The 22,658-nt window shown below is 62.1% G+C and carries 21 protein-coding genes; 8 read left to right on the plus strand and 13 right to left on the minus strand.

The features are described 5' to 3' along the window. Positions 1-48: 48 nt before the first annotated feature. The 5 genes from V6093_RS14225 to rplU form a co-directional block, all read right to left on the minus strand. Positions 49-510: a CreA family protein gene (locus tag V6093_RS14225; RefSeq protein ID WP_047605094.1), complete on the minus strand. Its 462-nt coding sequence runs from the start codon at positions 508-510 to the stop codon at positions 49-51. Further along, positions 507-1,625, minus strand: coding sequence for a glutamate 5-kinase (gene proB, locus V6093_RS14230; RefSeq protein WP_003247458.1), 1,119 nt, complete (start codon positions 1,623-1,625; stop codon positions 507-509). The genes V6093_RS14225 and proB overlap by 4 nt, the downstream gene beginning before the upstream one ends. Before the next feature lie 85 nt (positions 1,626-1,710). Then, the gene (gene cgtA, locus V6093_RS14235) at positions 1,711-2,937 is read right to left on the minus strand and encodes an Obg family GTPase CgtA (protein ID WP_003247460.1); all 1,227 of its coding nucleotides are present in this window, start codon (positions 2,935-2,937) and stop codon (positions 1,711-1,713) included. Positions 2,938-3,125: 188 nt separating this feature from the next. Next, complete coding sequence (gene rpmA / locus V6093_RS14240; protein ID WP_003247464.1) at positions 3,126-3,383, minus strand: 50S ribosomal protein L27; 258 nt, start codon at positions 3,381-3,383, stop codon at positions 3,126-3,128. Positions 3,384-3,421: 38 nt separating this feature from the next. Then, entirely contained in the window at positions 3,422-3,736 is a 315-nt protein-coding gene (gene rplU / locus V6093_RS14245) for a 50S ribosomal protein L21 (protein ID WP_003247466.1), read from the minus strand. A 244-nt stretch (positions 3,737-3,980) separates the two neighbouring features. Here rplU and V6093_RS14250 point away from each other — a divergent pair, with 244 nt between their 5' ends. The 3 genes from V6093_RS14250 (at position 3,981) to V6093_RS14260 (ending at position 5,780) form a co-directional block, all read left to right on the plus strand. Beyond that, positions 3,981-4,949, plus strand: a complete 969-nt coding sequence (locus V6093_RS14250) for a polyprenyl synthetase family protein (RefSeq protein WP_265979531.1) — start codon at positions 3,981-3,983, stop codon at positions 4,947-4,949. Positions 4,950-5,108: 159 nt separating this feature from the next. Further along, a complete protein-coding gene (locus V6093_RS14255; RefSeq protein WP_003247477.1) occupies positions 5,109-5,450 on the plus strand; it encodes a zinc ribbon domain-containing protein YjdM in 342 nt (113 codons plus the stop codon). Between the two features lie 84 nt (positions 5,451-5,534). After that, positions 5,535-5,780, plus strand: a complete 246-nt coding sequence (locus tag V6093_RS14260; protein ID WP_003247479.1) for a hypothetical protein — start codon at positions 5,535-5,537, stop codon at positions 5,778-5,780. A 26-nt stretch (positions 5,781-5,806) separates the two neighbouring features. Here the strand turns inward: V6093_RS14260 and V6093_RS14265 are convergent, their stop codons facing one another. The 5 genes from V6093_RS14265 to V6093_RS14285 all read right to left on the minus strand — a co-directional run bounded on the left by V6093_RS14265 (position 5,807) and on the right by V6093_RS14285 (position 10,563). After that, positions 5,807-6,424 (minus strand): FKBP-type peptidyl-prolyl cis-trans isomerase, encoded by a 618-nt coding sequence (locus V6093_RS14265; RefSeq protein ID WP_003247482.1) that lies wholly within the window; start codon positions 6,422-6,424, stop codon positions 5,807-5,809. Between the two features lie 85 nt (positions 6,425-6,509). Continuing rightward, entirely contained in the window at positions 6,510-6,815 is a 306-nt protein-coding gene (locus tag V6093_RS14270) for a DUF6482 family protein (RefSeq protein WP_012051153.1), read from the minus strand. A gap of 128 nt (positions 6,816-6,943) precedes the next feature. Beyond that, positions 6,944-7,432, minus strand: a complete 489-nt coding sequence (locus tag V6093_RS14275; RefSeq protein ID WP_003247486.1) for a TIGR00645 family protein — start codon at positions 7,430-7,432, stop codon at positions 6,944-6,946. A gap of 191 nt (positions 7,433-7,623) precedes the next feature. Next, positions 7,624-7,962 (minus strand): hypothetical protein, encoded by a 339-nt coding sequence (locus V6093_RS14280; protein WP_003247487.1) that lies wholly within the window; start codon positions 7,960-7,962, stop codon positions 7,624-7,626. Positions 7,963-8,124: 162 nt separating this feature from the next. Then, on the minus strand, positions 8,125-10,563 hold the full coding sequence (locus tag V6093_RS14285; protein ID WP_004575710.1) for a Lon protease family protein: 2,439 nt from the start codon (positions 10,561-10,563) through the stop codon (positions 8,125-8,127). A 249-nt stretch (positions 10,564-10,812) separates the two neighbouring features. Here V6093_RS14285 and V6093_RS14290 point away from each other — a divergent pair, with 249 nt between their 5' ends. The 4 genes from V6093_RS14290 to V6093_RS14305 all read left to right on the plus strand — a co-directional run bounded on the left by V6093_RS14290 (position 10,813) and on the right by V6093_RS14305 (position 14,249). Further along, positions 10,813-11,301: a DUF3015 domain-containing protein gene (locus V6093_RS14290; RefSeq protein ID WP_003247492.1), complete on the plus strand. Its 489-nt coding sequence runs from the start codon at positions 10,813-10,815 to the stop codon at positions 11,299-11,301. 71 nt (positions 11,302-11,372) lie between these two features. Then, a complete protein-coding gene (locus V6093_RS14295; RefSeq protein ID WP_406669535.1) occupies positions 11,373-13,226 on the plus strand; it encodes a DUF4105 domain-containing protein in 1,854 nt (617 codons plus the stop codon). 101 nt (positions 13,227-13,327) lie between these two features. Then, positions 13,328-13,684 (plus strand): hypothetical protein, encoded by a 357-nt coding sequence (locus tag V6093_RS14300; RefSeq protein ID WP_004575712.1) that lies wholly within the window; start codon positions 13,328-13,330, stop codon positions 13,682-13,684. A 67-nt stretch (positions 13,685-13,751) separates the two neighbouring features. Further along, positions 13,752-14,249, plus strand: coding sequence for a GreA/GreB family elongation factor (locus V6093_RS14305; protein ID WP_047605095.1), 498 nt, complete (start codon positions 13,752-13,754; stop codon positions 14,247-14,249). Positions 14,250-14,419: 170 nt separating this feature from the next. On the opposite strand, the gene gdhA is transcribed toward V6093_RS14305, so the two are convergent. From gdhA to V6093_RS14320, 3 genes are all read right to left on the minus strand, one after another. Beyond that, on the minus strand, positions 14,420-15,760 hold the full coding sequence (gdhA, locus tag V6093_RS14310; RefSeq protein WP_003247498.1) for an NADP-specific glutamate dehydrogenase: 1,341 nt from the start codon (positions 15,758-15,760) through the stop codon (positions 14,420-14,422). Between the two features lie 222 nt (positions 15,761-15,982). Continuing rightward, positions 15,983-17,650, minus strand: coding sequence for an energy-dependent translational throttle protein EttA (ettA, locus tag V6093_RS14315; protein ID WP_003247499.1), 1,668 nt, complete (start codon positions 17,648-17,650; stop codon positions 15,983-15,985). Between the two features lie 302 nt (positions 17,651-17,952). Beyond that, positions 17,953-18,357 carry a hypothetical protein gene (locus V6093_RS14320; RefSeq protein WP_098089767.1) on the minus strand — a complete coding sequence of 135 codons (405 nt, stop codon included), beginning with the start codon at positions 18,355-18,357 and terminating at the stop codon, positions 17,953-17,955. Positions 18,358-18,605: 248 nt separating this feature from the next. On the opposite strand from V6093_RS14320, the gene V6093_RS14325 reads away from it, so the two are divergent. Next, positions 18,606-22,436: an EAL domain-containing protein gene (locus V6093_RS14325; RefSeq protein ID WP_047605097.1), complete on the plus strand. Its 3,831-nt coding sequence runs from the start codon at positions 18,606-18,608 to the stop codon at positions 22,434-22,436. Positions 22,437-22,658: the final 222 nt, after the last annotated feature.

Below are 22,658 nucleotides of genomic sequence, written 5' to 3' on the forward strand. Positions count from 1 at the left end.
CGTACGACGGCCTGTGTCCAACCACCGAGCGTATGTAGGAGCGGGCTATCAATGAGCCCAAGGCAGGATCGGAATGGCAGTCACCGCATTCTGCGGGCTGCCTTCGATCATGCGGTCGCTGTACACCAGGTACACCAGCGTGTTGCGCTTCTTGTCGAGAAAACGCACCACCTGCATGGTCTTGAACACCAGCGAGGTGCGTTCCTTGAACACTTCCTCGCCATCCTTGAGCTCACCCTTGAAGTTGATCGGCCCGACCTGACGACAGGCAATCGATGCCTCCGCACGGTCCTCGGCCAGCCCCAAGCCCCCTTTCACTCCGCCAGTCTTGGCACGTGACAGGTAGCACGTCACGCCCTCGACCTTAGGGTCATCGAACGCCTCGACCACAATGCGGTCGTTCGGCCCGACGAACTTGAATACGGTGGACACCTGGCCGATCTCTTCGGCGCCAGCCAACATCGGCAGCACGCACGCTGCCACAGCGATTACGTTCTTCAGCAGGCTCATACCAGCACCAGGTTGTCGCGGTGTACAAGTTCCGGCTCGGCACTGTAGCCAAGGATCGACTCGATGGCTTCGGACGACTGACCAATGATCTTCTGCGCCTCCAGGGCGCTGTAGTTGGCCAGGCCGCGAGCCACTTCAACACCGTCCGGGCCGACGCACACCACCATCTCGCCACGACGGAAGCTACCCTGCACTGTCTTCACGCCAACCGGCAGCAAGCTCTTGTTGGCCTGACGCAGCGCTTGCACGGCACCGGCATCCAGCACCAGGGTGCCACGGGTTTGCAGGTGACCGGCCAACCACTGCTTGCGCGCAGCGAGCATGCCGCGCTCAGGGGACAGCAAGGTGCCCAGGCGCTCACCCGCCTTCAGGCGGTCCAGCACGCGCTCGATGCGGCCACCGATAATGATGGTGTGGGCACCGGAACGGGCAGCCAGGCGCGCCGCACGCAGCTTGGTCTGCATGCCGCCACGGCCCAGGGCACCACCGGTACCACCGGCCACGGCATCCAGCGAGGGGTCGTCGGCACGGGCTTCGTAGATCAACTGCGCTTCGGGGTTGTTGCGCGGGTCGGCATCGAACATACCATCGCGGTCGGTGAGGATCACCAGCAGGTCGGCCTCGACCAGGTTGGCCACCAGCGCCGCCAGGGTGTCGTTGTCGCCGAAGCGGATCTCGTCGGTGACCACGGTGTCGTTTTCGTTGATCACCGGCACCACGCCCAGATCGACCAAGGTGCGCAGGGTGCTGCGGGCATTCAGGTAACGCTTGCGGTCGGACAGGTCGTCATGGGTCAGCAGGATCTGCGCGGTGTGCTTCCCGTGCTCCCCGAAGCTCGACTCCCAGGCCTGCACCAGGCGCATCTGGCCGAGCGAGGCAGCCGCCTGCAGCTCGTTCATCGCACTCGGTCGCTTGGTCCAGCCCAGCTGGCTCATGCCGGCAGCCACGGCCCCGGAGGAGACCAGTACCAACTCCACGCCTGCCTCACGCAGCGCGACCATCTGCTCGACCCAAACGGCCATTGCACCGCGGTCGAGGCCCTTGCCATCGGCGGTCAGCAGAGCACTGCCAATCTTAACGACCCAGCGCTTGGCGCCCGTCACCTTGCTTCGCATCTTCTTCCAACCTATGTCGAATCTGTAGATACCGTGGATACAAAAACGCCGCTCCAGAGAGCGGCGTTTAGTGTACTGCAACCGATCAGTCGCGCACGTAAATGATTTCCGGACCGTCTTCGTCGTCCTCGAAATCATCGTCCCAACCGTCATCGTCGCCAATGTCGTGCACGCTCTTGACGCCGGTACGGCGCAGGGTACGGGCGTCGTCCAGGGCCTGCAGCTGGGCACGGGCTTCGTCTTCAATGCGCTGATCGAGGTCGGCCAGCTCTTCGGCGTAGGCCGGGTCGTTGGCCAGGCGGTCGGCGCGGTCTTCGAGGTAGCGCATCAGGTCGTGGCTGAGCTTGTCGGTGCCCTGCTTGGAAATAGCCGAGATCACGTAGACCGGGCCTTCCCACTCCAGACGATCGATCACTTCCTGCACACGCTCGTCGCGCTCGTCGTCCATGACCATATCGGCCTTGTTCAGCACCAGCCAGCGCTCACGCTCGGCCAGCGACGGGCTGAAGCGGGTCAGCTCGTTGACGATGACTTCGGCGGCATCGGCCGGGCTGCTTTCGTCCAGCGGCGCGATGTCCACCAGGTGCAGCAGCACGCGCGTACGCGCCAGATGCTTGAGGAAGCGGATACCCAGACCGGCACCTTCAGAGGCGCCTTCGATCAGGCCGGGGATGTCGGCGATGACGAAGCTCTTCCAGCGGTCGACGCTGACCACGCCCAGGTTTGGCACCAGGGTAGTGAACGGGTAGTCGGCGACTTTCGGCTTGGCGGCCGAGACCGAACGGATGAAGGTACTCTTGCCAGCGTTCGGCAAGCCCAGCAGGCCGACGTCGGCCAACACCTTCATTTCCATCTTCAGGTCACGCTGCTCACCCGGTTTGCCTGGGGTGGTCTGGCGCGGTGCACGGTTGGTGCTCGACTTGAAACGGGTGTTGCCCAGCCCGTGCCAGCCACCTTGCGCGACCATCAGCTTCTGGCCGGGGGTAACCAGGTCACCGATCACTTCCTGTGTGGAAGCATCGATCACGGTGGTGCCGACCGGCACGCGCAGGAACAGGTCTTCACCCTTCTTGCCGGTGCAGTCGGTGCTACCGCCGTTGGAGCCACGCTGGGCTTCATGGTGACGGGTGTAGCGGTAGTCGACCAGGGTGTTCAGGTTTTCGTCGGCAATCATGTACACCGAGCCACCGTCACCGCCGTCACCGCCGTTAGGGCCGCCGTTCTCGATGAACTTCTCGCGACGGAAGCTCATGCAACCGTTGCCACCGTCACCGGCCTTGACCCGAATGGATACTTCGTCAACAAACTTCATTAAAACCGCCTCTCGTCGGTAGACGAGCTGAATGACTCAAAAACATGAGGCTCTTGCAAAAATGAGCGCGGCGGCCCCGTACGACCGTAGAAACCAACGCCGGCAACCCAGACAAACAGCTTTGCAAGAGGCTCACCACAAACGAAAAAGCCCCGTCGCATGACGGGGCTTCTGGAGCGACGTCGCGATTAAGCGGCGACGATGCTCACGTAACGGCGCATGAACTCGCCTTTCTTCTCGAACTTGATCACGCCTTCGATCTTGGCGAACAAGGTGTGGTCCTTGCCCATGCCAACGCCGTAGCCAGCGTGGAATTCGGTACCGCGCTGACGGACGATGATGTTGCCTGGCTTGATAACCTGGCCGCCATACATCTTCACGCCAAGGCGTTTAGATTCTGAGTCGCGACCGTTACGAGTACTACCACCAGCCTTCTTGTGAGCCATGGTTCAATTCTCCAAATAAATTCAGGGGATCTAGGGGATTAAGCCTGGATGCCGGTGATTTTGATCTCGGTGAACCACTGGCGGTGGCCCATACGCTTCATGTGGTGCTTACGACGACGGAACTTGATGATGCGAACCTTGTCGTGGCGGCCTTGCGAAACGACTTCGGCCACTACTTTAGCGCCAGCAACAACTGGAGCACCGATGGTGACTTCTTCACCGTTGGCGACCAGCAGAACGCGATCGAAGGTCACGGATTCGCCAGTGGCGACTTCCAGTTTTTCGATCTTGAGGAATTCACCTTCAGCGACTTTGTACTGCTTGCCGCCGGTAACGATTACTGCGTAAGACATGGTATTTCTCCGATAATCCTGCTCACCCAGCGCTTTATATGATGAGTATTGGCTGGCATGGCTGCACAGGGCTGGAACGGCCCGGCGCAATTGCGTAAGGCAGGTGCTGCCCAGGAAGTTAGGGTGCGCGATTGTACGCAACCGCGGTTTTGCTTGCAAGTGCCGCCCCCGGCCTGCGGGCACCGCGCCTTGACACACCGGGACCTGCGACCTAGCATGCCGCGCAACCTCACTGGAGCAGCCGATGCAACCCCAAACCTTCTACCGCGCGGTGGCTGATGATTTCAGCGCCGTCGACGAGATCATCAAGAAGCAGCTGACCTCGCGCGTGCCGCTGGTATCGAAGATCGGCGACTATATCACGTCCGCCGGTGGCAAGCGCCTGCGTCCCCTGCTGGTACTGCTGTGTGGCAAGGCCCTGGGCCGCGAAGGCGACGACCTGCGCCTGCTGGCCGCCACCATCGAGTTCCTGCACACCGCCACCCTGCTGCACGACGACGTGGTCGACATGTCCGGCATGCGCCGTGGCCGCTCTACTGCCAATGCCCTGTGGGGCAACGCGCCGAGCGTGCTGGTGGGCGACTTCCTTTATTCGCGCTCGTTCGAAATGATGGTCGAACTGGGCTCGATGCCGGTCATGCAGATTCTGTCCAAGGCCACCCGGGTGATTGCCGAAGGTGAAGTGCTGCAACTGTCGCGCGTACGCGACGCCAGCACCACCGAGGACGTCTACATGGAGGTCATTCGCGGCAAGACGGCGATGCTGTTCGAAGCGTCTACCCACAGTGCTGCGGCACTGGCCCAGGCCACCGACGAGCAGCGCGAAGCCCTGCGTACCTTTGGCGACCATCTGGGCGTGGCCTTCCAACTGGTCGACGACCTGCTGGACTACAAGGGTGACTCGCAGACCCTGGGCAAGAACGTCGGTGACGACCTGGCCGAGGGCAAACCGACCCTGCCACTGATCTACACCATGCGCGAAGGCACTGCCGAGCAGGCGGCGCTGGTACGCCAGGCGATCCAGAAGGGTGGCCTGGAAGATCTGGAACAGATTCGCGTCGCGGTCGAAGAGTCGGGCGCGCTGCAGTACACCGCCGAGCTGGCGCGCGATTACGTGAAGCGTGCCATCGCCTGCCTCGAAGTGCTGCCTGCCAGTGAATACCGGGATGCGCTGGTTGAACTGAGCGAGTTTGCGGTCGCGCGTACGCACTGACAGACCGAGTCGCCTTCATTCGCGGGCAAGCCCGCTCCTACACCATTTGTGGGAGCCGGCTTGCCCGCGATGCTTTTTGTCCGGACATAATCACTTCCGGGAAATTACCTTTTACAATGTGGGCTTTTAACCGCCCGTCTGTTTGTTTGAGGAACCGAAGTGAGCACTCTGCCACCCTGCCCAAAATGCAACTCCGAATACACCTATGAGGATGGCACTCAGCTGATCTGCCCTGAATGCGCCCACGAGTGGTCGGCCGGCGGCGATGCCGAGGCGGCCAGTGACGAGGTGGTGAAAAAGGATTCGGTCGGCAACATCCTGCAAGACGGTGACACCGTCACCGTGATCAAGGACCTCAAGGTCAAGGGTTCGTCCCTGGTGGTCAAGGTTGGCACCAAGGTCAAGAACATCCGCCTGTGCGACGGCGACCACGACATCGACTGCAAAATCGACGGCATCGGTGCCATGAAACTGAAGTCCGAGTTCGTCCGCAAAGTCTGATTACACAAAAATCCGGCAATTGGCGCTTGCCATTTACGTAATAAGAATTATTCTCATTGGAATTGCTGTCCAAGGAGAATTGCCATGACTTATCTGATCGACGCCTGGCTGGAACGCCCTCACCCCTACCTGCGCATTCTTCATCGGGAAACCGGCGAAGTGTGCGCGGTGCTTGAAGAAGAAGCCCTCGACGAACTGCGTGACCAGGGTGACCTGGACATGAGCGGGCTGAATTCGAGTGAGCCGGGGGTGCTCAAGGAACTGGTACGGAATCTGTTTCTGTTTTGCTATGCGCGGGCATTGCGCCCTGAGGGGACAGACTGGAATTGAGGCCGGCAGGGCCGGCCTCTAGGGCATTACAGAACGTCGAGCAGCTCGACGTCGAACACCAGTACGCTGTGCGGCGGGATGCTGCCAACGCCTTGGGCGCCGTAAGCCAGCTCGCTTGGCACGTACAGGCGCCATTTGCTGCCAGCGTTCATCAGCTGCAGGGCTTCGGTCCAGCCAGCGATCACGCCGCCGACCGGGAATTCAGCCGGCTGGCCACGCTCGTAGGAGCTGTCGAACACGGTGCCGTCGATCAGGGTGCCGTGGTAGTGCGTACGCACGTTGTCTTCGCGGGTCGGCTTGGCGCCTTCGCCAGCGGTCAGCACTTCGAACTGCAGGCCCGAAGCCAGCGTGGTAATGCCTTCACGCTTGGCGTTCTCGACCAGGAACTCCTTGCCAGCAGCAGCGGCGGCTTCGGCCTTGGCTGCAGCTTCGGCTTGCATCACCTCACGGATGACCTTGAAGCTGGCCGACAGGTCGGCTTCGCTGACGCGGCTGTCGGCACCGTTGAAGGCGTCGGTCAGGCCGGCCAGGATGGCTTCCAGGCTAACGCCTGGTGGCGGGTTGTCGCGCAGCTGGCCGCCCAGCTGACGGCCGATACCGTAGCTGACGCGCGTTTCGTCGGTAGACAGGTTGAGTTCGGACATTGTCGTGCTCCACTGCAGGGCGCAATGCAGCCGCGCCCTTGATAAAAAGGGCGAGCAGCCTAGCACACTGGGGCGCTGCGAGCAGCTACCAGGCCGAACGCTGGGAAATCGGCACCTTCAGGTCTTCTTCCGGGTGCGTACCCATGCCGCACATTTCGTCCTGCACCGACCAGTGCACCAGGTTCATCGAGACCATGGGGATGGTTAGCAGCAACTTGCGCGCATCCTCCACCGAGTGCACGCGCAAGCGTTCACCGCGGGTATCGGACAGGGGGTGAGCATGGCCTTTGACCCGGGCCTCGAGCAGGTAGTCACCGCCCTCGATGGCGATCAGGTTCAGTTCTTCGACATGGCCAGCCCTGGCCTCGGTATTGAGCTGATGCAGGTTCATGAGAGCACCTCGCAATAGGAACCACGCATGAGAGCTCATTTTTTGTACAGACCGGCTAAAAGCACAAGCCAGAAACGACACCGCCCGTCCGTTTGGCAACGGCCGAGCGGTGTAAGCAGCAAGCGGACTCAGTGCTTGGTCAGCTTGTCCAGGTAGCCCATGCAGAACGCCGAGACCACGAAGGTCATGTGGATGATCACGTACCACATCAGGTAATCGGTGGAGATGTTCTGCGCATCCATGAACACCCGCAGCAGGTGAATGGACGAAATCGCCACGATCGACGCGGCAACCTTCATCTTCAGCGACGAGGAGTCCATCTTGCCCAGCCAGTTGAGCTTTTCCTTGCTTTCATCAATGTCCAGCTGCGAGACGAAGTTTTCGTAACCGGAAATCATCACCATCACCAGCAGGCCACCGACCAGCGACATGTCGATCAGCGACAGGATCACCAGGATCAGGTCGGCTTCGCTGAGGGCAAAGACGTTGGGCAGGACGTGGACCACTTCCTGGAAGAATTTCAGCGCCAGGGCCAGCAGGCCGAGGGACAGGCCGAAGTAGATCGGGGCGAGCAGCCAGCGCGAGGCGTACATCGCATTTTCGAGGATACGTTCCATGGAGGGTTTTGAGACTCGTCAGGTGACTGAAAAACGACGGCGAGTATAGCCAGCCACCTGTTACAGCAAAAGCCCGGGGGCTGCTCCGCAGCCTGATCGCGACACAAGGCCACACTCCCAAAGCAAGGCGATGCTGTACCTGTGGGAGCGGCCTTGTGTCGCGATGGGCCGCAAAGCGGCCCCGGCATTTTTCAGGTCTCAGGATGAAACTGGTAATCCCCCAGGTTGCGACACCGCTCACCATTGATCCGCCGCAACTGCGCCTGCAAATGCAAACACCAGATCTGCGGGTCCTCGGCCACCTGGTACCCATGCAGGGTCAGGCTGTCGACAATGGCATTGAGCACCGATTCGGCCACCAGTGGCCCATGAAACGGGCCCTGCGCCTTGATCGCGGAGGGTTGTTCACCGGCCATGCCGGCGGCGAACAGCAACGTCCACATGCCGTTGTCACCGGCCAGCGGGCGGATGCTGCATTCGATACGGGTCACCAGGCCCAGGCACTGGCGTGTGAGGCTGAGGTTGCGCATGGCCGCGTCCCCTCCAATGAGCCTTGTTCAGCCCGAAACCCTCAGGCTGTTTCCATCCTGAACGCTGTACCGTCCTTAAGTTCCAGCATAGAGGAACAGTACAGAAAGATGGAAAACTGGCGCTGAACGGTAGCACATCGCCGCCAGCGCCAGTTTATTGACTCAGGCCGGTTTGGCCTGGGCAATCACCTCTTCCAGGCGTTCCTTTTCTGCCTTCTCGATGTCTTCCTCGCTGATCATCTCGGCAATTTCACGCAGGCGCTCCACCACCCGAGCGTTGACGCTGCCCTCGGTGAACAGCCCCTTGTCGTCGAGTACCCCGGCCTCCTCGCCCACCAGCAGGCTCAGCGCCTCATCAGCCTGGCTGACCGCGTAGACGTGGAACATGCCGTTCTCCACCGCCTGCAACACGCGCTCGTCAAGCATCAGGGTGGCGACGTTGGCACGCGGAATGATCACCCCCTGCTCGCCGGTCAGGCCACGCGCCTCGCAGAGGCGGAAAAAGCCCTCGATCTTCTCGTTCACCCCACCCACCGCCTGCACTTCACCGAACTGGTTGATGGAACCTGTGATGGCGAAGCACTGCTTGAGCGGCGTGCGCGACAAGGCCGAGATCAGCGTGCAGGCTTCGCCCAGCGAGGCGCTGTCGCCGTCCACGTAGCCGTAGGACTGCTCCAGGGCGATGCTCGCGGAGATCGCCAGCGGGAACTCTTGGGCATAGCGGCTGCCCAGGTAACCGGTGAGGATCATCACCCCTTTGGAGTGGATCGGCTGGCCAAGGTTGACCTCACGCTCGATATCGACAATACCGCTGCCGCCGGGGTAGACGGTGGCCGAAATACGCGCGGGCATGCCGAACGCCGAGTCACCCACTTCCAGCACGGTCAGGCCGTTGCACTTGCCGATGGCCGCGCCTTCTGTGTCGATCAGGATGATGCCGGCGAGCATGTCGTCCAGCACCCGTTGCGACACACGGCCGGTACGGGTGGCCTTGGCCTTGAGCGCACGCTCGATGTGGCCTGCGTCGGTCATTTCGTCACTGGCCAGCTGGCGAATGAAATCAGCCTCGCTGACCAGCTGGAACAGGTCGCCGATACGCGCCGACAGGCGTGACTGGTTTTCAGCCAGACGCGCACTGTAGGTGGCCAGACGCGCCACCGCGTCACTGGTCAGCGGCGCCATGCCCTCTTCGTTGGTGCGGGTGCGCAACAGCTGGGCGAACTGCTCCAGGTTTTCGTCGACCATCGGCATGTCTTCATCGAAGTCCACCAGCACGCGGAACATCTCCTGGAAGTCCGGGTCGTGGTCCTGCAGCGCGTAATACAGCTGGCGCGAGCCGATGATCACCAGCTTGACGTTCAGCGGAATCACCTGCGGCTGCAGGCTGACAGTGGCAACACGGCCCAGCTCACCGATCGGCGACTCCATCTTCAGTTTGCGCGACTGCAGCGCACGCTTGAGCGCGTCCCATACGAACGGCTCGCCCAGCATTTTCTCGGCTTCCAGAATCAGGAAGCCGCCGTTGGCCCGGTGCAGCGCGCCTGGGCGCAGTTGGCGATAGGAGGTATACAGCGCACCTTGGTCGGTGCTGTATTCGATACGGCCAAACAAATTGTCGTAGGTCGGGTGCGGCTCGAACACCACCGGCGCACCACCGTCAGCGTGATGGCCCACCACCAGGCTGGGCGCGTACTGCTCTTCGAGCAGCTTGCGGGCCACGGCGTCGGACTTGCTGTCATCGACCAGTTGCTCGACCAGCGTACGCAACAGGTTCAACTGCACCGATTGCAGGTAGGCGCAAACCGCCGCGTTTTCGGCGTACTTTTCCGACAGCGGCGCCAGCAACGGCTGCAGCGCCAGGGTGATGGTTTCTTCGTTGAGCTGGCGCAGCTGGTTGTTCGATTCGCGCTTCCATTGCGGCAGGCTGGCCAGCTCTTCGTTGAGGCGCTCCTCAAGCAGGGCAATGTCCTCGTGGAACTGCTCGCGCACCTCCTCCGGCAATTGGGCAAATTCAGCTTCATCCAGCGCCTTGCCATCAGCCATCGGCGTGAAGGCGACGTTGCTGGCATCGCGGTACAAGGCCACGTCCTTTTCCAGCGACGCGCGCTCGATCACATCCAGAGCGCGGTCATAACGCTGGTTGAAAGCGCGGTCGATGGCGCCCTTCTTCTGCTGGTAGGACGGGTGTTCGAACACCGCCGGGAACGTCGACAGCAGGTTGTCGATCAATCCGCCCATGTCGCTGATGAACTCGGCGGCGCTTCCGGACGGCAGCTCCAGTGCGCGTGGTTCACGGGTGTCGTCGAAGTGGTTGACGTAGACCCAGTCGGCCGGGGTCTGCTGGCGCTTGCCCTCGGCCTTGAGGTAGCGCTTGACGAACGAGAAGCGCCCGGTGCCGGGCTCGCCCATCACATACACATTGTAACCAGGACGCGGCATGGCCACGCCAAACTGCAGGGCCTCGACAGCACGTTCCTGGCCCAGAACTCCGCGAAACGGCTCCAGATCGTCGGTATGGGTAAAAGCAAACTGCTCGGGGGAGAAACGCCGGGTCAGGGCTTCAGGCGCAAGACGCAGGCGCGCAGCGACAGGATCGGGCATTGGGTTTCCTTACTTCGGCGGGCAGATACGCAGCATTCTGGCGCTGCCCGCGCGCGCCTTGCAAGGCTCCACAGGACTTTATGTCGCAGCCGGTGCAGTCTTGTGACAGCAAATTTTTCGCAATCAACAACGCAACCTTTAGATCGTGCCTAAACTCCAAGCTGCGCGGGTGGGTGAAACGCTTTCCCGACCTGGCAACCGAGTTGCCAGAAACCCTGACCCTTGGTTAAGACAAAGAGAACAAATGCTATGAAACGGATTCTTCTGGGTACTCTGTTCACCGTGGTCTCGCTGAACGCCATGGCCGAAGCGCCTGGCGGCCCGAACTGCGGCTGGGGCAACATGCTGTTCGAAGGCCAGCGCGGCACGCCGGCACACTTCCTGGCTTCTACCACCAACGGCACCTCCGGTAACGCCACCTTCGGCATGACCTCCGGCACCAACGGCTGCTCGACCAAGGCTTCGCTGACCTACGGCGGCAAGTCCTGGTTCGCCATGAACGGCATGATGAACGAGCTTTCCGAAGACATGGCCATGGGCCAGGGCGAAGCACTGACCACCTATGCCGTCGTTCTCGGCGTAGCACCGGAGGACCGCAGCTACTTCAACTCGGTCACCCACCAGCACTTCAACCAGATCTTCAGCAGCGCCGACGTCACTGCCGAAACTGTCCACAGCAACACCCTGGCCGTTCTGAAGAGCGACCCCCGTCTGGCCAAATACGCTACCGAGGCCTAAGCACAGCTGCTCCCGCCCCAACCGGGGCGGGTTTCGCCTTTTTCGGCATCGTCAAGAAGTAGTTGCCCGATATGCTCAAACGCCTCGCTGCCCTGGCGCTGTGTGCCTGCGCCCCTGTTCATGCCGCCCCCCTGCTGGATCCAGGCCGTCTCCAGCAATTGGCCAATACCCCTTACTGGCTCGCCATTGGACATTACGAAACCGCCAAGCTCGGCGGCTGGCGCAGCTATGTGGATGATGATGCGTTCTTCCTCGCCGAAGATGGCGCGCACCATCCGGACCAGGAACTCAAGGCTACGGTCGATGCGCTGTATGCCCCGGCCAGTCTCGGTGACAAGCACGCCCAGTGCGTATTCCCCGCGCGCACCCGCTGGCTGCGCGAACAGCTCGACCTGCAAGACTTGCCACAACCGGACTGCCAGGAATTCAAGACCTGGTACCAGTCGATCGACCCGCACAGCGCCGCGTTGATCTTCCCGGCAGCCTACCTGAACAGCCCGTCGTCGATGTTCGGGCACACCCTGCTGCGCATCGACCAGTCCAACACCCGCAGCGACGACACCACGCTGCTGAGCTACGCCATCAACTTCGGTGCCTATATCGAAGGCAGCGACAACAGCATCCTGTACGCCTGGAAAGGCCTGATGGGTGGCTACCCGGGGCTGTTCGCGCTGATGCCCTACCAGGAAAAACTGTCCGAATACCGCAGCCTGGAAAACCGCGACCTGTGGGAATACCAGCTGGACCTGACCCCCGAAGAAACCGGACGTATGGTCGAGCATGTGTGGGAGCTGAAGCAGATCCAGTTCGACTACTTCTTCTTTGACGAAAACTGCTCGTATCGCCTGCTGGAGCTGCTGCAAGTGGCCCGGCCGAGCCTGGACCTGACGTCTCAGTTCCCGCTGACCGCCATTCCCACCGACACGGTGAAAGCCGTGAAGCAGTCCGGCCTGGTCGCCAGCGAAACCTACCGCCCCTCTCGCGAACGTGAATTGCTGGCCAGGGCCGAGCCACTCGACCACGGCGAAAAGCGCCAGGTGCTGGCTGTAAGCGCCGACACTACGCAATTGCAAAGCCCAGAATTCCAGGCCCTGCCTCGCGAACGCCAAGCGTTGGTGCAAGATGCCGCGTATCGCCTTGAGCGGTATCGGGCCAATGGCCAGGAACGCGACCCAGGGCAGGCCAAACGCAGCTTCGAGTTGCTGCGGGCGATCAACAGCAACCCGCCGCCGCCCCTGCAGATCGAGCGCCCCGGCCTGCCCGAAGATGGCCATGACTCGCGCACCTGGCAACTGGGCGTGGGCACCCGTGAAGACCGCGGCTACGCCGAATATGGCTTGCGCATGGCCTACCACGACCTGAATGACAACGCCTATGGCTTCCCGCTGGGCGCGCAGATCGAAATCCTGCAATTGAAGCTGCGCCAGTACGAAGGCAACGATTGGCAGGTGCAGCGCCTGGACCTGGCCACCATCCGTTCACTGACACCCCGTAACGAGCTGCTCAAGCCTTGGTCATGGCAAGTGGCTGGGGGGCTGGAGCGGGTGCCGGGCAAGCATGATGACGAAGTGCTGGTGAGCCATGTGAATGGTGGTGCTGGCGGCACCTGGCAGCTGGCCGACGGTTTGCTGGGGTTTGCCTTGGGCACGGTGCGGGTCGAGCATCACAACGACTTCGCTCAGTTCATTGCCCCGGCGGCTGGCTTCAATGGCGGGCTGCTGTGGCGCAACGGACTGGGCAATATGACGCTGGAGGCCAAGGGCGATTACTTCACCAACGGCGAAGTGCGACGCAGTGTAAGCCTGAACCAGCAGTGGGAAATCAGCCAGAACCTTGGTCTTCGGTTGAGCGCCTCGCGTGAGTTCAGCCACCTGGCCACGGCACAGAACGAGGTGATGCTCGAGCTGAAGTGGTATCACTACTGACGTGAATTGTGGGAGCCATCCGACTCTTTGACACTGTTTTGACACCTACCCGACAAACCGCCACCTAGACTTCCCATCATCAACTGGAGGGCTTTGTGGCTATGTCGCGGTACTGGTTCGGCGTGTGCATTGCGGTGTTGCTGTCAGGTTGCGAAACCACCCACGAGCAGATGGTCAACCACGGTTACCCGCCCGCCTATGCGGATGGCTTCCAGGACGGCTGCAGCAGTGGCCGCCAGGCGGCCGGGCTGATGGTGGGCAACTTTCGCAAAAACGTACCGCGCTACCTGCACGAGCGTCAGTACGAAACCGGCTGGGACGATGGCTTCCGCCAGTGTCACGCCATGCAGAACAGCGAAGAACAGCGCCAATACCACGAGCGCTTCTGGGACCAGCGCGACCGCGAGTGGGAGCAGGAAAAGGACCGCGGCGCTGCCAAGGCCTATCGCCACAATTGAGTCGCAAACGGACATTCCTTTAATCCGGCGGCCTGCCATGATGGTCTCATGCACAAGGAGGCCCTACATGAGCCGAGCATTCGTCAACGAAGACCAAGCCGCCGACCAGGCCGACCAGCCGGTCGAGCGGCGCATCAGCGAACAGCCCAACTATGTGACGGCCAGCGGCCTGCGCCAGCTGCAAACGCGGGTGGCCGAGCTGAATGCCTTGCGCAGCGAACTGCAGGCGCAGGGCGAACGGGGTGACAAACAACGGCTGGCCGATACCGAGCGGGATCTGCGCTACTTCAGCGCGCGGGTGCAAAGCGCCCAGGTGGTACCCGCGGCGACTTCGCATAGCAAGGTCCAGATTGGTAGCCGGGTGCGGTTTGTCGACGCGCATGACCAGGAGCAGGTGGTGCGGCTGGTAGGCGAGGATGAGGCGGATGCCGGGCACGGGTTGATCAACTGGGGTTCGCCACTAGGGCGGGCTTTGCTCGGGGCTGGGCCGGGGGATGAGGTGGTCTGGCGGCGGCCGGTGGGGGAACAGGTGATAGAGGTGGTTGAGATTCTGGGCGAGGGTTGAGGGCCCTGGGGGCTGCTTTGCAGCCCATCGCGACGCAAGGCCGCTCCCACAGGGCCTTGACTGCCCCCAAGGGGTGGATTGGTTTCCAACTTCTTGGGTGGCAGCCCACCAGCTTGTGGGAGCGGCCTTGCGTCGCGATGGGCCGCAAAGCGGCCCCCTACGGTCTCAGATCAGACCACGCCCTGAGCCAGCATCGCATCGGCCACTTTCACGAAGCCCGCGATGTTCGCCCCCTTGACGTAGTTGATACGGCCATCAGCCTCTTCACCGTAGTGCACGCATGCATGGTGAATCGACTGCATGATGTTGTGCAGCTTGCTGTCCACTTCACCGGCCGTCCACAGCAGGCGCATGGCGTTCTGCGACATTTCCAGGCCCGACACGGCTACGCCGCCCGCATTGGAGGCCTTGCCCGGGGCGTACAGAATGCCGGCGTCCAGGAAGATATCCACAGCCTCGAGGGTAGTCGGCATGTTGGCGCCTTCGGCCACACAGATACAGCCGTTACGCAGCAAGGTGCGGGCATCTTCGGCGCCCAGCTCGTTCTGCGTGGCGCATGGCAGGGCGATGTCGCACGGCAGGCTCCACGGGGTCTGGCCCTTGCGGAACTCCAGGCCGAATTGCCCGGCCAGCTCGCTGATACGTCCACGCTTGACGTTTTTCAGCTCCATCAAGGCGTCCCACTGGGCGTCGGTCAGGCCGGCTTCTGCATACAAGGTACCTTCAGAGTCAGACAGCGAGATCACCTTGCCGCCCAGGTCCATGACCTTACGCGCAGCATACTGGGCGACGTTGCCCGAACCAGACACCGCCACGCGGCGGCCGTCGATACGCTTGTCCTGACGCTTGAGCATTTCTTCGGCGAAGTAAACGCAGCCATAGCCGGTGGCTTCCGGGCGGATCAGGCTGCCGCCATAGGTCATGCCCTTACCGGTCAACACCGAGGTGAACTGGTTGGCCAGGCGCTTGTACTGGCCGAACATGAAGCCGATTTCGCGGGCACCCACGCCGATGTCACCAGCCGGTACGTCGCAGTCAGCGCCGATGTGGCGATACAGCTCGCTCATGAACGCCTGGCAGAAGCGCATCACTTCGGCGTCGCTCTTGCCTTTCGGGTCAAAGTCCGAGCCGCCCTTGCCGCCGCCCATGGGCAGCGAGGTCAGCGAGTTCTTGAACACCTGTTCGAACGCCAGGAACTTCAGCACGCTGAGGTTCACCGACGGGTGGAAGCGCAGCCCGCCCTTGTACGGGCCAATGGCACTGCTCATCTGAATGCGGTAACCGCGGTTGACCTGCACCTTGCCCTGGTCGTCGACCCAGGAGACGCGGAACAGTACGGCGCGCTCGGGCTCGACCATGCGCTCGAGGATGCCGGACTGCAGGTAGTGGGGGTTGGCTTCAAGGAATGGCCACAGGGTGCGCAGCACCTCTTCCACCGCCTGGTGGAATTCCGGCTGGCCTGGGTCACGCTGCTTTAGGCGTGCAAGGAAATTGTCGACAGATTCGATCATGGTAGACATCTCACCAAGAGGATTGGACTTATTGGTTTTTTTCAGAAATGTACCAAGAAGCAATCGCACCGGAATAGGGCGAAATGTCGTTTTTTTGAAATTATTTGGTGCGTTTTATGTAAGTGTATACAAAATACACCTTCGCCTCGCCCTTTATAGCGGTCCGCCAGGCACAAAAATGGGGCCACTTGGGGCCCCATTCTTGTGCATCAGAAAACCGGCTTACTGAGCCAGTTTCTTGTGCCGTACACGGTGCGGCTGGGCTGCAGCATCACCCAGACGCTTCTTGCGGTCGGCTTCGTACTCGGTGTAGTTACCTTCGAAGAACACCACATTCGAGTCGTCTTCGTACGCCAGGATGTGAGTAGCCACACGGTCCAGGAACCAACGGTCGTGGGAAATCACGATCGCGGCGCCCGGGAAGTCCAGCAGGGCTTCTTCCAGCGAACGCAAGGTTTCGACGTCGAGGTCGTTGGACGGTTCGTCGAGCAGCAGAACGTTACCGCCTTCCTTCAGGGTCAGGGCCAGGTGCAGGCGGCCACGCTCACCACCGGACAGGTCCTTGACGAACTTTTGCTGATCGCCACCTTTGAAGTTGAAGCGGCCAACGTAGGTACGCGAAGGGATCTCGTAGTTGCCGATGCGGATCTGGTCGGAACCGTCGGAGATCTGCTGGAACACGGTCTTGGCGCCGTCCAGGTCCTCGCGGCTCTGGTCAACACAGGCCAACTGCACGGTTTCACCGATCTCGATGCTGCCCGAGTCCGGTTGCTCCTTGCCCATCAACATGCGGAACAGGGTCGACTTACCGGCACCGTTACCACCGATCACGCCAACGATGGCGCCTTTGGGCATGGCGAACGACAGGTTGTCGATCAGCACACGGTCACCGTAGCCCTTGGTGACGTTCTTGAACTCGATAACCTTGTCACCCAGGCGCGGGCCGGCCGGGATGTAGATTTCGTTGGTTTCGCTGCGCTTCTGGAATTCCTGCGACTGCATTTCTTCAAAGCGCTGCAGACGGGCCTTGGATTTGGACTGGCGCGCTTTGGCGCCTTTGCGCACCCACTCCAGTTCCTCTTTCATGGCCTTCTCGTGGGCGCTCTGCTGCTTGGATTCCTGCGCCAGACGCTCCGACTTGGCTTCCAGCCAGCCCGAGTAGTTGCCTTCGTACGGGATGCCGGCGCCGCGGTCCAGCTCCAGGATCCATCCGGCGACGTTGTCGAGGAAGTAACGGTCGTGGGTAATGGCTACCACGGTGCCCGGGAAGTCGTGCAGGAAGCGCTCCAACCAGGCCACCGAGTCGGCGTCCAGGTGGTTGGTGGGTTCGTCGAGCAGCAGCATGTCGGGGGCCGACAGCAGCAGGCGGCACAGGGCCACACGGCGCTTCTCACCACCGGACAGGTGTTCGATGCGCGCATCCCAGGCGGGCAGGCGCAGGGCGTCGGCAGCGACGTCCAGCTGGCGCTCCAGGTTGTGGCCATCAGCGGCCTGCAGGATGGCTTCCAGCTTGGCCTGCTCGGCGGCCAGCTTGTCGAAGTCGGCATCCGGCTCGGCGTAGGCCGCGTAGACCTCGTCCAGGCGGGCCTGGGCGTCCTTGATTACGCTGACCGCTTCCTCGACCACTTCACGCACGGTCTTGGTTGGGTCCAGTTGCGGTTCCTGTGGCAGGTAACCCACGTTGATGTCGGGCATCGGACGGGCTTCGCCGTCGAATTCCTTGTCGACGCCCGCCATGATCCGCAGCAGGGTCGATTTACCGGCGCCGTTCAGGCCAAGTACGCCAATCTTGGCGCCTGGGAAGAACGACAGGGAAATGTTCTTGAGAATTTCCCGCTTCGGCGGCACGACCTTGCTCAGCCGATGCATGGTGTAGACGTATTGAGCCAAAACCAAGCCCTCTAATCAGATAGGTAAAGACATCGCCGATCGCCCCGGCAGCATGGCCAGGGAGATGTGTATTGGGGGTGTCATTGAACAAAGTCGACCATTCTACGCCAACGCGCGGCGTTGCATAGGAGGGGCCGATGGTGGGGTGTGATCAGTGCGGTCCCTGGGATGAATTCATTGCCTGTGCCGGCCTCTTCGCGGGCATGCCCGCTCCCACAGAGTCACCACAGAGTCTGAAGAATCCACGATTCCTGTGGGAGCGGGCGAGCCCGCGAAAGGGCCGGCACAGCAGCCGAAGAGGCTCAGACGTGACGCTGCTTGGCCTTGCCCCGCGGCAAGCGGCAACGGTCGCCCTGCTCGGCCAGGCGTGCGGCCCAGGCGGACTTCACGCTGAAGCCGCCGCTGCGGGCAGGGTGCTGCTCGGCCGCCTTGGCCGGTTTGCCAGGTGCAGGCGCAGTGCTGACCACCTTGGCTGCCGGCTTGGCCGCCGCCACGGCAACAGCCGGCTCTGCTGCCACCTTGGCGGTCTTGCGCAGTTCAGCCAGCGATGGGGCCTTGCTTTTGGCGGCAGCGGCCGCCTCGGGTTTGCCCAGCGAACGCTGGCAAGACTTGCAGGATACGTCCTCGGTCACGGCAGTACTGACAAGGGTCTGACTGCTGCGCCCGCAGGCGGAATCGAGGCCATTGGAGGAAAAGTGAGTAACCAAAAGCGAACATCTCCGATGCGTTGTCATGTATAGCGGGCGCTATTCTCGCACAGGTTACAGGGGCTTGCCGAACCACCGGGCAGCCACCACCGGTCAACATGGCTGGCACTTCGCCATAATCCGAGGCATGCTAGCCGGTTTCGGGTGTCCGGCTTTATAGTGCGCCACCGCGGTGCGCAAGCCCGGCGCCGGCACGCTCCGTGCACGATCATTCCCTGCCATCGCCAGCCCAATCGCAGGATCAACGCTTGACCAACCTTACTCATCCGTCGTCATTGCGTTCCGCCCCACAAGCACCCGCAACTATCCTGCGCGGGTCGATCAAGGGTGCGCTGGCGCTGCTGGCCCTGATCCTGCTGGGCCTGCTGCTGTGGCAGCTGTTCGCCCAGTTCAATCATACCCAGGCCGAATTGCGCAAACAGAGCCTGGACGCCTCCGCGGAACTGGCCGACCACCTGAGCCTGAACATGGCGCTCAAGGCGCAACAGGCCGTAAACGTGGTGCAACCCTACCTTGATGCACCAACACCTGCCGCCCTGCCCAGCCTGCTCGGTACCCTGCGCGAGCGCCTCCCCGCCCTGCAGAGCATGGCCTGGCTGAACAACACCGGGCAGCTACGCGCCGACAGCCTGGCCGGCAGCCCCGACCGCCAGTCGCTTGACGAGTTGCTCGTGCTGAGCCAGGGACGCCCGTACTTCTTCACCAATTCGGCCGACAACCACATCCTGTACCTGTTGCTGCGCCAGGATGCCTCACAGGGTAGCGGCTACTGGCTACTGCGCCTGTCACCGGACTATTACCGCGAGCTCACCCTCCACCTCGAGGGCAGTGGCCACCCGCAGTGGCTGCTGGAAAACAGCCGCAGCGGCGAGGTGCTGCAGCGCCATGCCGCAGCCGACACCAGCGACGAGCCGCTGCAAAGCGTGATGCTGGCCTTTATCGAAAACAGCACCTGGCAGCTACGCGGTCTGTTCGACGCCAAACTGGCCCAGCAAAAATTATTGCCGGCGCTGTTAGGCAAGTGCCTGCTGGTGCTGTTCTGCGCCCTGCTGCCGGTGCTGGCGCTGATCAACATGCGTCGCCGCCAGCGGGCGCTGCAGGAAGACCGCCGGCGTTATCAGGAAATTTTTGAAGGCACCGGCGTTGCCCTGTGCGTGCTCGACCTGTCCAGCCTGCCCGGCCAGCTCGATCGCTACCACCTGCGTAACCGGGCCGCCCTCAAGCACAGCCTGGCGCTGGACCCGAACCTGCGCCGCTCGCTGCTGCTGGAGCTGAAGATCACCGAGGTCAACCAAGTGGCGCGCCAGCTGCTGAACATCGACTGCCACGAAGGTGCCTGGCAGCGGCTGATCGATGGCACTGGCGACAGCCGAGACAGCGTCGGCATGCAACTGATCGACGCACTGATCGAACAACGCCCGTTGCTGGAGCTGGAAGTGCGTCTGCCGACACCGCAGGGCGCCGAGCTGCACCTGTGGCTGATGGCGCGCCTGCCGCTGCAGCGCCGTGATTATCAGGCGGTGATCCTCAGCATTAGCGATATCACCAGCCGCAAACAGGTGGAGCTGTCGCTACTGGAACGCGAAAGCTTCTGGTCGGACGTGGTACGCACCGTACCCGACCAGTTGTATGTGCAGGATGTGCCGAGCCAGCGGATGATCTTCAGCAACCGCCACCTCGGCCAGACCCTGGGCTACGACCGCACCGAGCTGGCACAGATGGGCGACCGCTTCTGGGAGCTGCTGCTGCACCCCGAGGACGCCGCACACTACCAGGCACTGCGTCGCCAGCAGCGCGACAGCGGCCATGACCAACCGCTGCACTGCCAGCTGCGCTTCCGCCACCGCGACGGAAGCTGGCGCTGCTACGACATCCGCGAGCAGGTGCTGACCCGCAACGCCGAAGGCCTGGTGACGCGCATCATCGGTGTGGGCAAGGATGTGACCGTTCAGATCGAGGCCAGCCAGTCGCTACGTGACAGCGAGCAACGCTACCGCATGCTCGCCGAAAGCATCAGCGACGTGATCTTTTCCACCGACAACCAGCTCAAGCTCAATTATGTCAGCCCCTCGGTACAGAGCGTGCTGGGCTACCAGGCCGACTGGATCTTCGCCAACGGCTGGCAGTCGATCGTCGCCAACCCGGCCCAGCTCACTGGCATCTACAGCCTGATGGAGCGTGTCAGCAAGGCCATGGGCGATCCGGCGCAGATGGCGCAACTGTGCAGCCAGTTACCCACCCAGCTGTTCCTGTTCGACTGCCTGCGTGCCGATGGCCGCAAGATCCCGATCGAGCTGCGCCTGGTGCTGGTGTGGGACGATGACCAGCGCTTCGAAGGCGTACTCGGGGTGGGCCGCGACATCAGCCAGCAACGTCGTGCCGAAAAAGACCTGCGCATGGCCGCGACCGTATTCGAACATTCCACGTCGGCGATCCTCATCACCGACCCGGCCGGCTATATCGTTCAGGCCAACGAGGCGTTCAGCCGCGTCAGCGGTTACGCCGTCAGTGAAGTGCTCGACCAATTGCCGGGCATGCTCACTGTCGACGAACAGCAGGAAGGCCACCTGCGCTATGTGGTCAAGCAACTGCACCAGCGCGGCAGCTGGGAAGGTGAAGTGTGGCTCAAGCGCCGTGACGGCGACCATTACCCGGCCTGGGTCGGCATCACCGCGGTACTGGACGACGAAGGCGACCTGGCCAGCTACGTGTGCTTCTTCACCGACATCAGCGAACGCAAGGCCAGCGAACAGCGCATCCACCGCCTGGCCTACTACGACGCCCTTACCCACCTGCCCAACCGCACACTGTTCCAGGACCGTTTGTACAATGCCCTGCAACAGGCCGAGCGGCAGAAGGCCTGGGTGGTGCTGATGTTCCTCGACCTCGACCGCTTCAAACCGATCAACGACTCCCTCGGCCATGCGGCCGGCGACCGCATGCTCAAGGACATGGCCCTGCGCCTGCTGGCCTGCGTGGATGACGACGACACGGTGGCACGCATGGGCGGCGACGAGTTCACCCTGCTGCTGCAACCGCGCCCCACCCGCGAAATGGCCCTGAACCGCGCCATCCACGTGGCCGAGAACATCCTCGGCAGCCTGGTGCGGCCGTTCGTGCTGGAAAACCGCGAGTTCTTCGTCACCGCCAGCATCGGCATCGCCCTCAGCCCGCAGGATGGCAGTGAGCTGAGCCAGTTGATGAAGAACGCCGACACCGCCATGTACCACGCCAAGGAGCGCGGCAAGAACAACTTCCAGTTCTACCAGGCCGAAATGAACGCCAGCGCCCTGGAGCGCCTGGAGCTGGAAAGCGACCTGCGCCATGCCATGGAGCAGAACGAATTCATCCTCTATTACCAGCCGCAGTTCAGCGGCGACGGCAAGCGCCTGACCGGCGCCGAGGCGCTGCTGCGCTGGCGTCACCCAACCCGTGGCCTGGTGCCGCCGGGTGACTTCATCCCGGTGATCGAAGAACTGGGCCTGGTGGTGGACGTGGGCGACTGGGTGCTGCGCGAGGCCAGCCGCCAGCTCAAGGCCTGGCACAAGGCCAAGGTGCGAGTGCCGAAAGTGTCGGTGAATATTTCGGCGCGGCAGTTCTCAGACGGCCAACTGGGCACGCGGATTGCCAACATCCTGGAAGAAAGCGGCCTGCCGCCGGCGTGCCTGGAACTGGAGTTGACCGAAAGTATCCTGATGCGTGAGGTGAACGAGGCGCTGCAGATTCTTGCCAGCCTGAAGAACCTCGGCCTGAGCATTGCGGTAGACGACTTCGGCACCGGCTACTCGTCGCTCAACTACCTCAAGCAGTTCCCCATCGACGTCCTGAAGATCGACCGTACCTTCGTCGACGGCCTGCCCGAAGGCGAGCAGGACGCGCAGATTGCCCGGGCGATCATCGCCATGGCCCACAGCCTCAACCTGGCAGTCATCGCCGAGGGCGTGGAAACCCACGAACAGCTGGAGTTTCTGCGCGAGCATGGTTGCGACGAGGTGCAGGGCTATCTGTTCGGGCGGCCGATGCCGGCGCATCAGTTCGAGGCGCAATTCTCCAACGAGACCTTGTTCATGTTCCATTGACCCGCACGCTGCCTGTTCACAAGGTCCCGGTAGGACCGGGTTTACCCGCGAACACCGGCGAAGCCGCTGCCATGTACCGCGCCGGCTTCTTCGCGGGTAAACCCGCTCCTACACGTACGGTGTCGCGACACAATCCTGCATAAAAAGCGGACTTCCAGGTCAACTCCTGCCCCCGCCCAGCCCAGAAACGGCGCGGGATGCAAGATGAAGCCCATTGGTCTG

Source organism: Pseudomonas putida group bacterium ESBL64 (assembly GCF_045277175.1).
Taxonomy (GTDB): domain Bacteria; phylum Pseudomonadota; class Gammaproteobacteria; order Pseudomonadales; family Pseudomonadaceae; genus Aquipseudomonas; species Aquipseudomonas alloputida.

Bases quoted from the DNA above. Each gene is read 5' to 3' on its own strand.
- V6093_RS14260 (WP_003247479.1), top strand. From the start codon at position 5,535: ATGACTTATCTGATCGACGCCTGGCTGGAACGCCCTCACCCCTACCTG.
- V6093_RS14285 (WP_004575710.1), bottom strand. From the start codon at position 10,563: ATGCCCGATCCTGTCGCTGCGCGCCTGCGTCTTGCGCCTGAAGCCCTG.
- rpmA (WP_003247464.1), bottom strand. From the start codon at position 3,383: ATGGCTCACAAGAAGGCTGGTGGTAGTACTCGTAACGGTCGCGACTCA.
- cgtA (WP_003247460.1), bottom strand. From the start codon at position 2,937: ATGAAGTTTGTTGACGAAGTATCCATTCGGGTCAAGGCCGGTGACGGT.
- gdhA (WP_003247498.1), bottom strand. From the start codon at position 15,760: ATGATCGAATCTGTCGACAATTTCCTTGCACGCCTAAAGCAGCGTGAC.
- V6093_RS14290 (WP_003247492.1), top strand. From the start codon at position 10,813: ATGAAACGGATTCTTCTGGGTACTCTGTTCACCGTGGTCTCGCTGAAC.
- proB (WP_003247458.1), bottom strand. From the start codon at position 1,625: ATGCGAAGCAAGGTGACGGGCGCCAAGCGCTGGGTCGTTAAGATTGGC.
- V6093_RS14250 (WP_265979531.1), top strand. From the start codon at position 3,981: ATGCAACCCCAAACCTTCTACCGCGCGGTGGCTGATGATTTCAGCGCC.
- V6093_RS14270 (WP_012051153.1), bottom strand. From the start codon at position 6,815: ATGAACCTGCATCAGCTCAATACCGAGGCCAGGGCTGGCCATGTCGAA.
- V6093_RS14275 (WP_003247486.1), bottom strand. From the start codon at position 7,432: ATGGAACGTATCCTCGAAAATGCGATGTACGCCTCGCGCTGGCTGCTC.
- rplU (WP_003247466.1), bottom strand. From the start codon at position 3,736: ATGTCTTACGCAGTAATCGTTACCGGCGGCAAGCAGTACAAAGTCGCT.
- V6093_RS14225 (WP_047605094.1), bottom strand. From the start codon at position 510: ATGAGCCTGCTGAAGAACGTAATCGCTGTGGCAGCGTGCGTGCTGCCG.
- V6093_RS14295 (WP_406669535.1), top strand. From the start codon at position 11,373: ATGCTCAAACGCCTCGCTGCCCTGGCGCTGTGTGCCTGCGCCCCTGTT.
- V6093_RS14280 (WP_003247487.1), bottom strand. From the start codon at position 7,962: ATGCGCAACCTCAGCCTCACACGCCAGTGCCTGGGCCTGGTGACCCGT.
- V6093_RS14265 (WP_003247482.1), bottom strand. From the start codon at position 6,424: ATGTCCGAACTCAACCTGTCTACCGACGAAACGCGCGTCAGCTACGGT.
- V6093_RS14300 (WP_004575712.1), top strand. From the start codon at position 13,328: ATGTCGCGGTACTGGTTCGGCGTGTGCATTGCGGTGTTGCTGTCAGGT.
- V6093_RS14305 (WP_047605095.1), top strand. From the start codon at position 13,752: ATGAGCCGAGCATTCGTCAACGAAGACCAAGCCGCCGACCAGGCCGAC.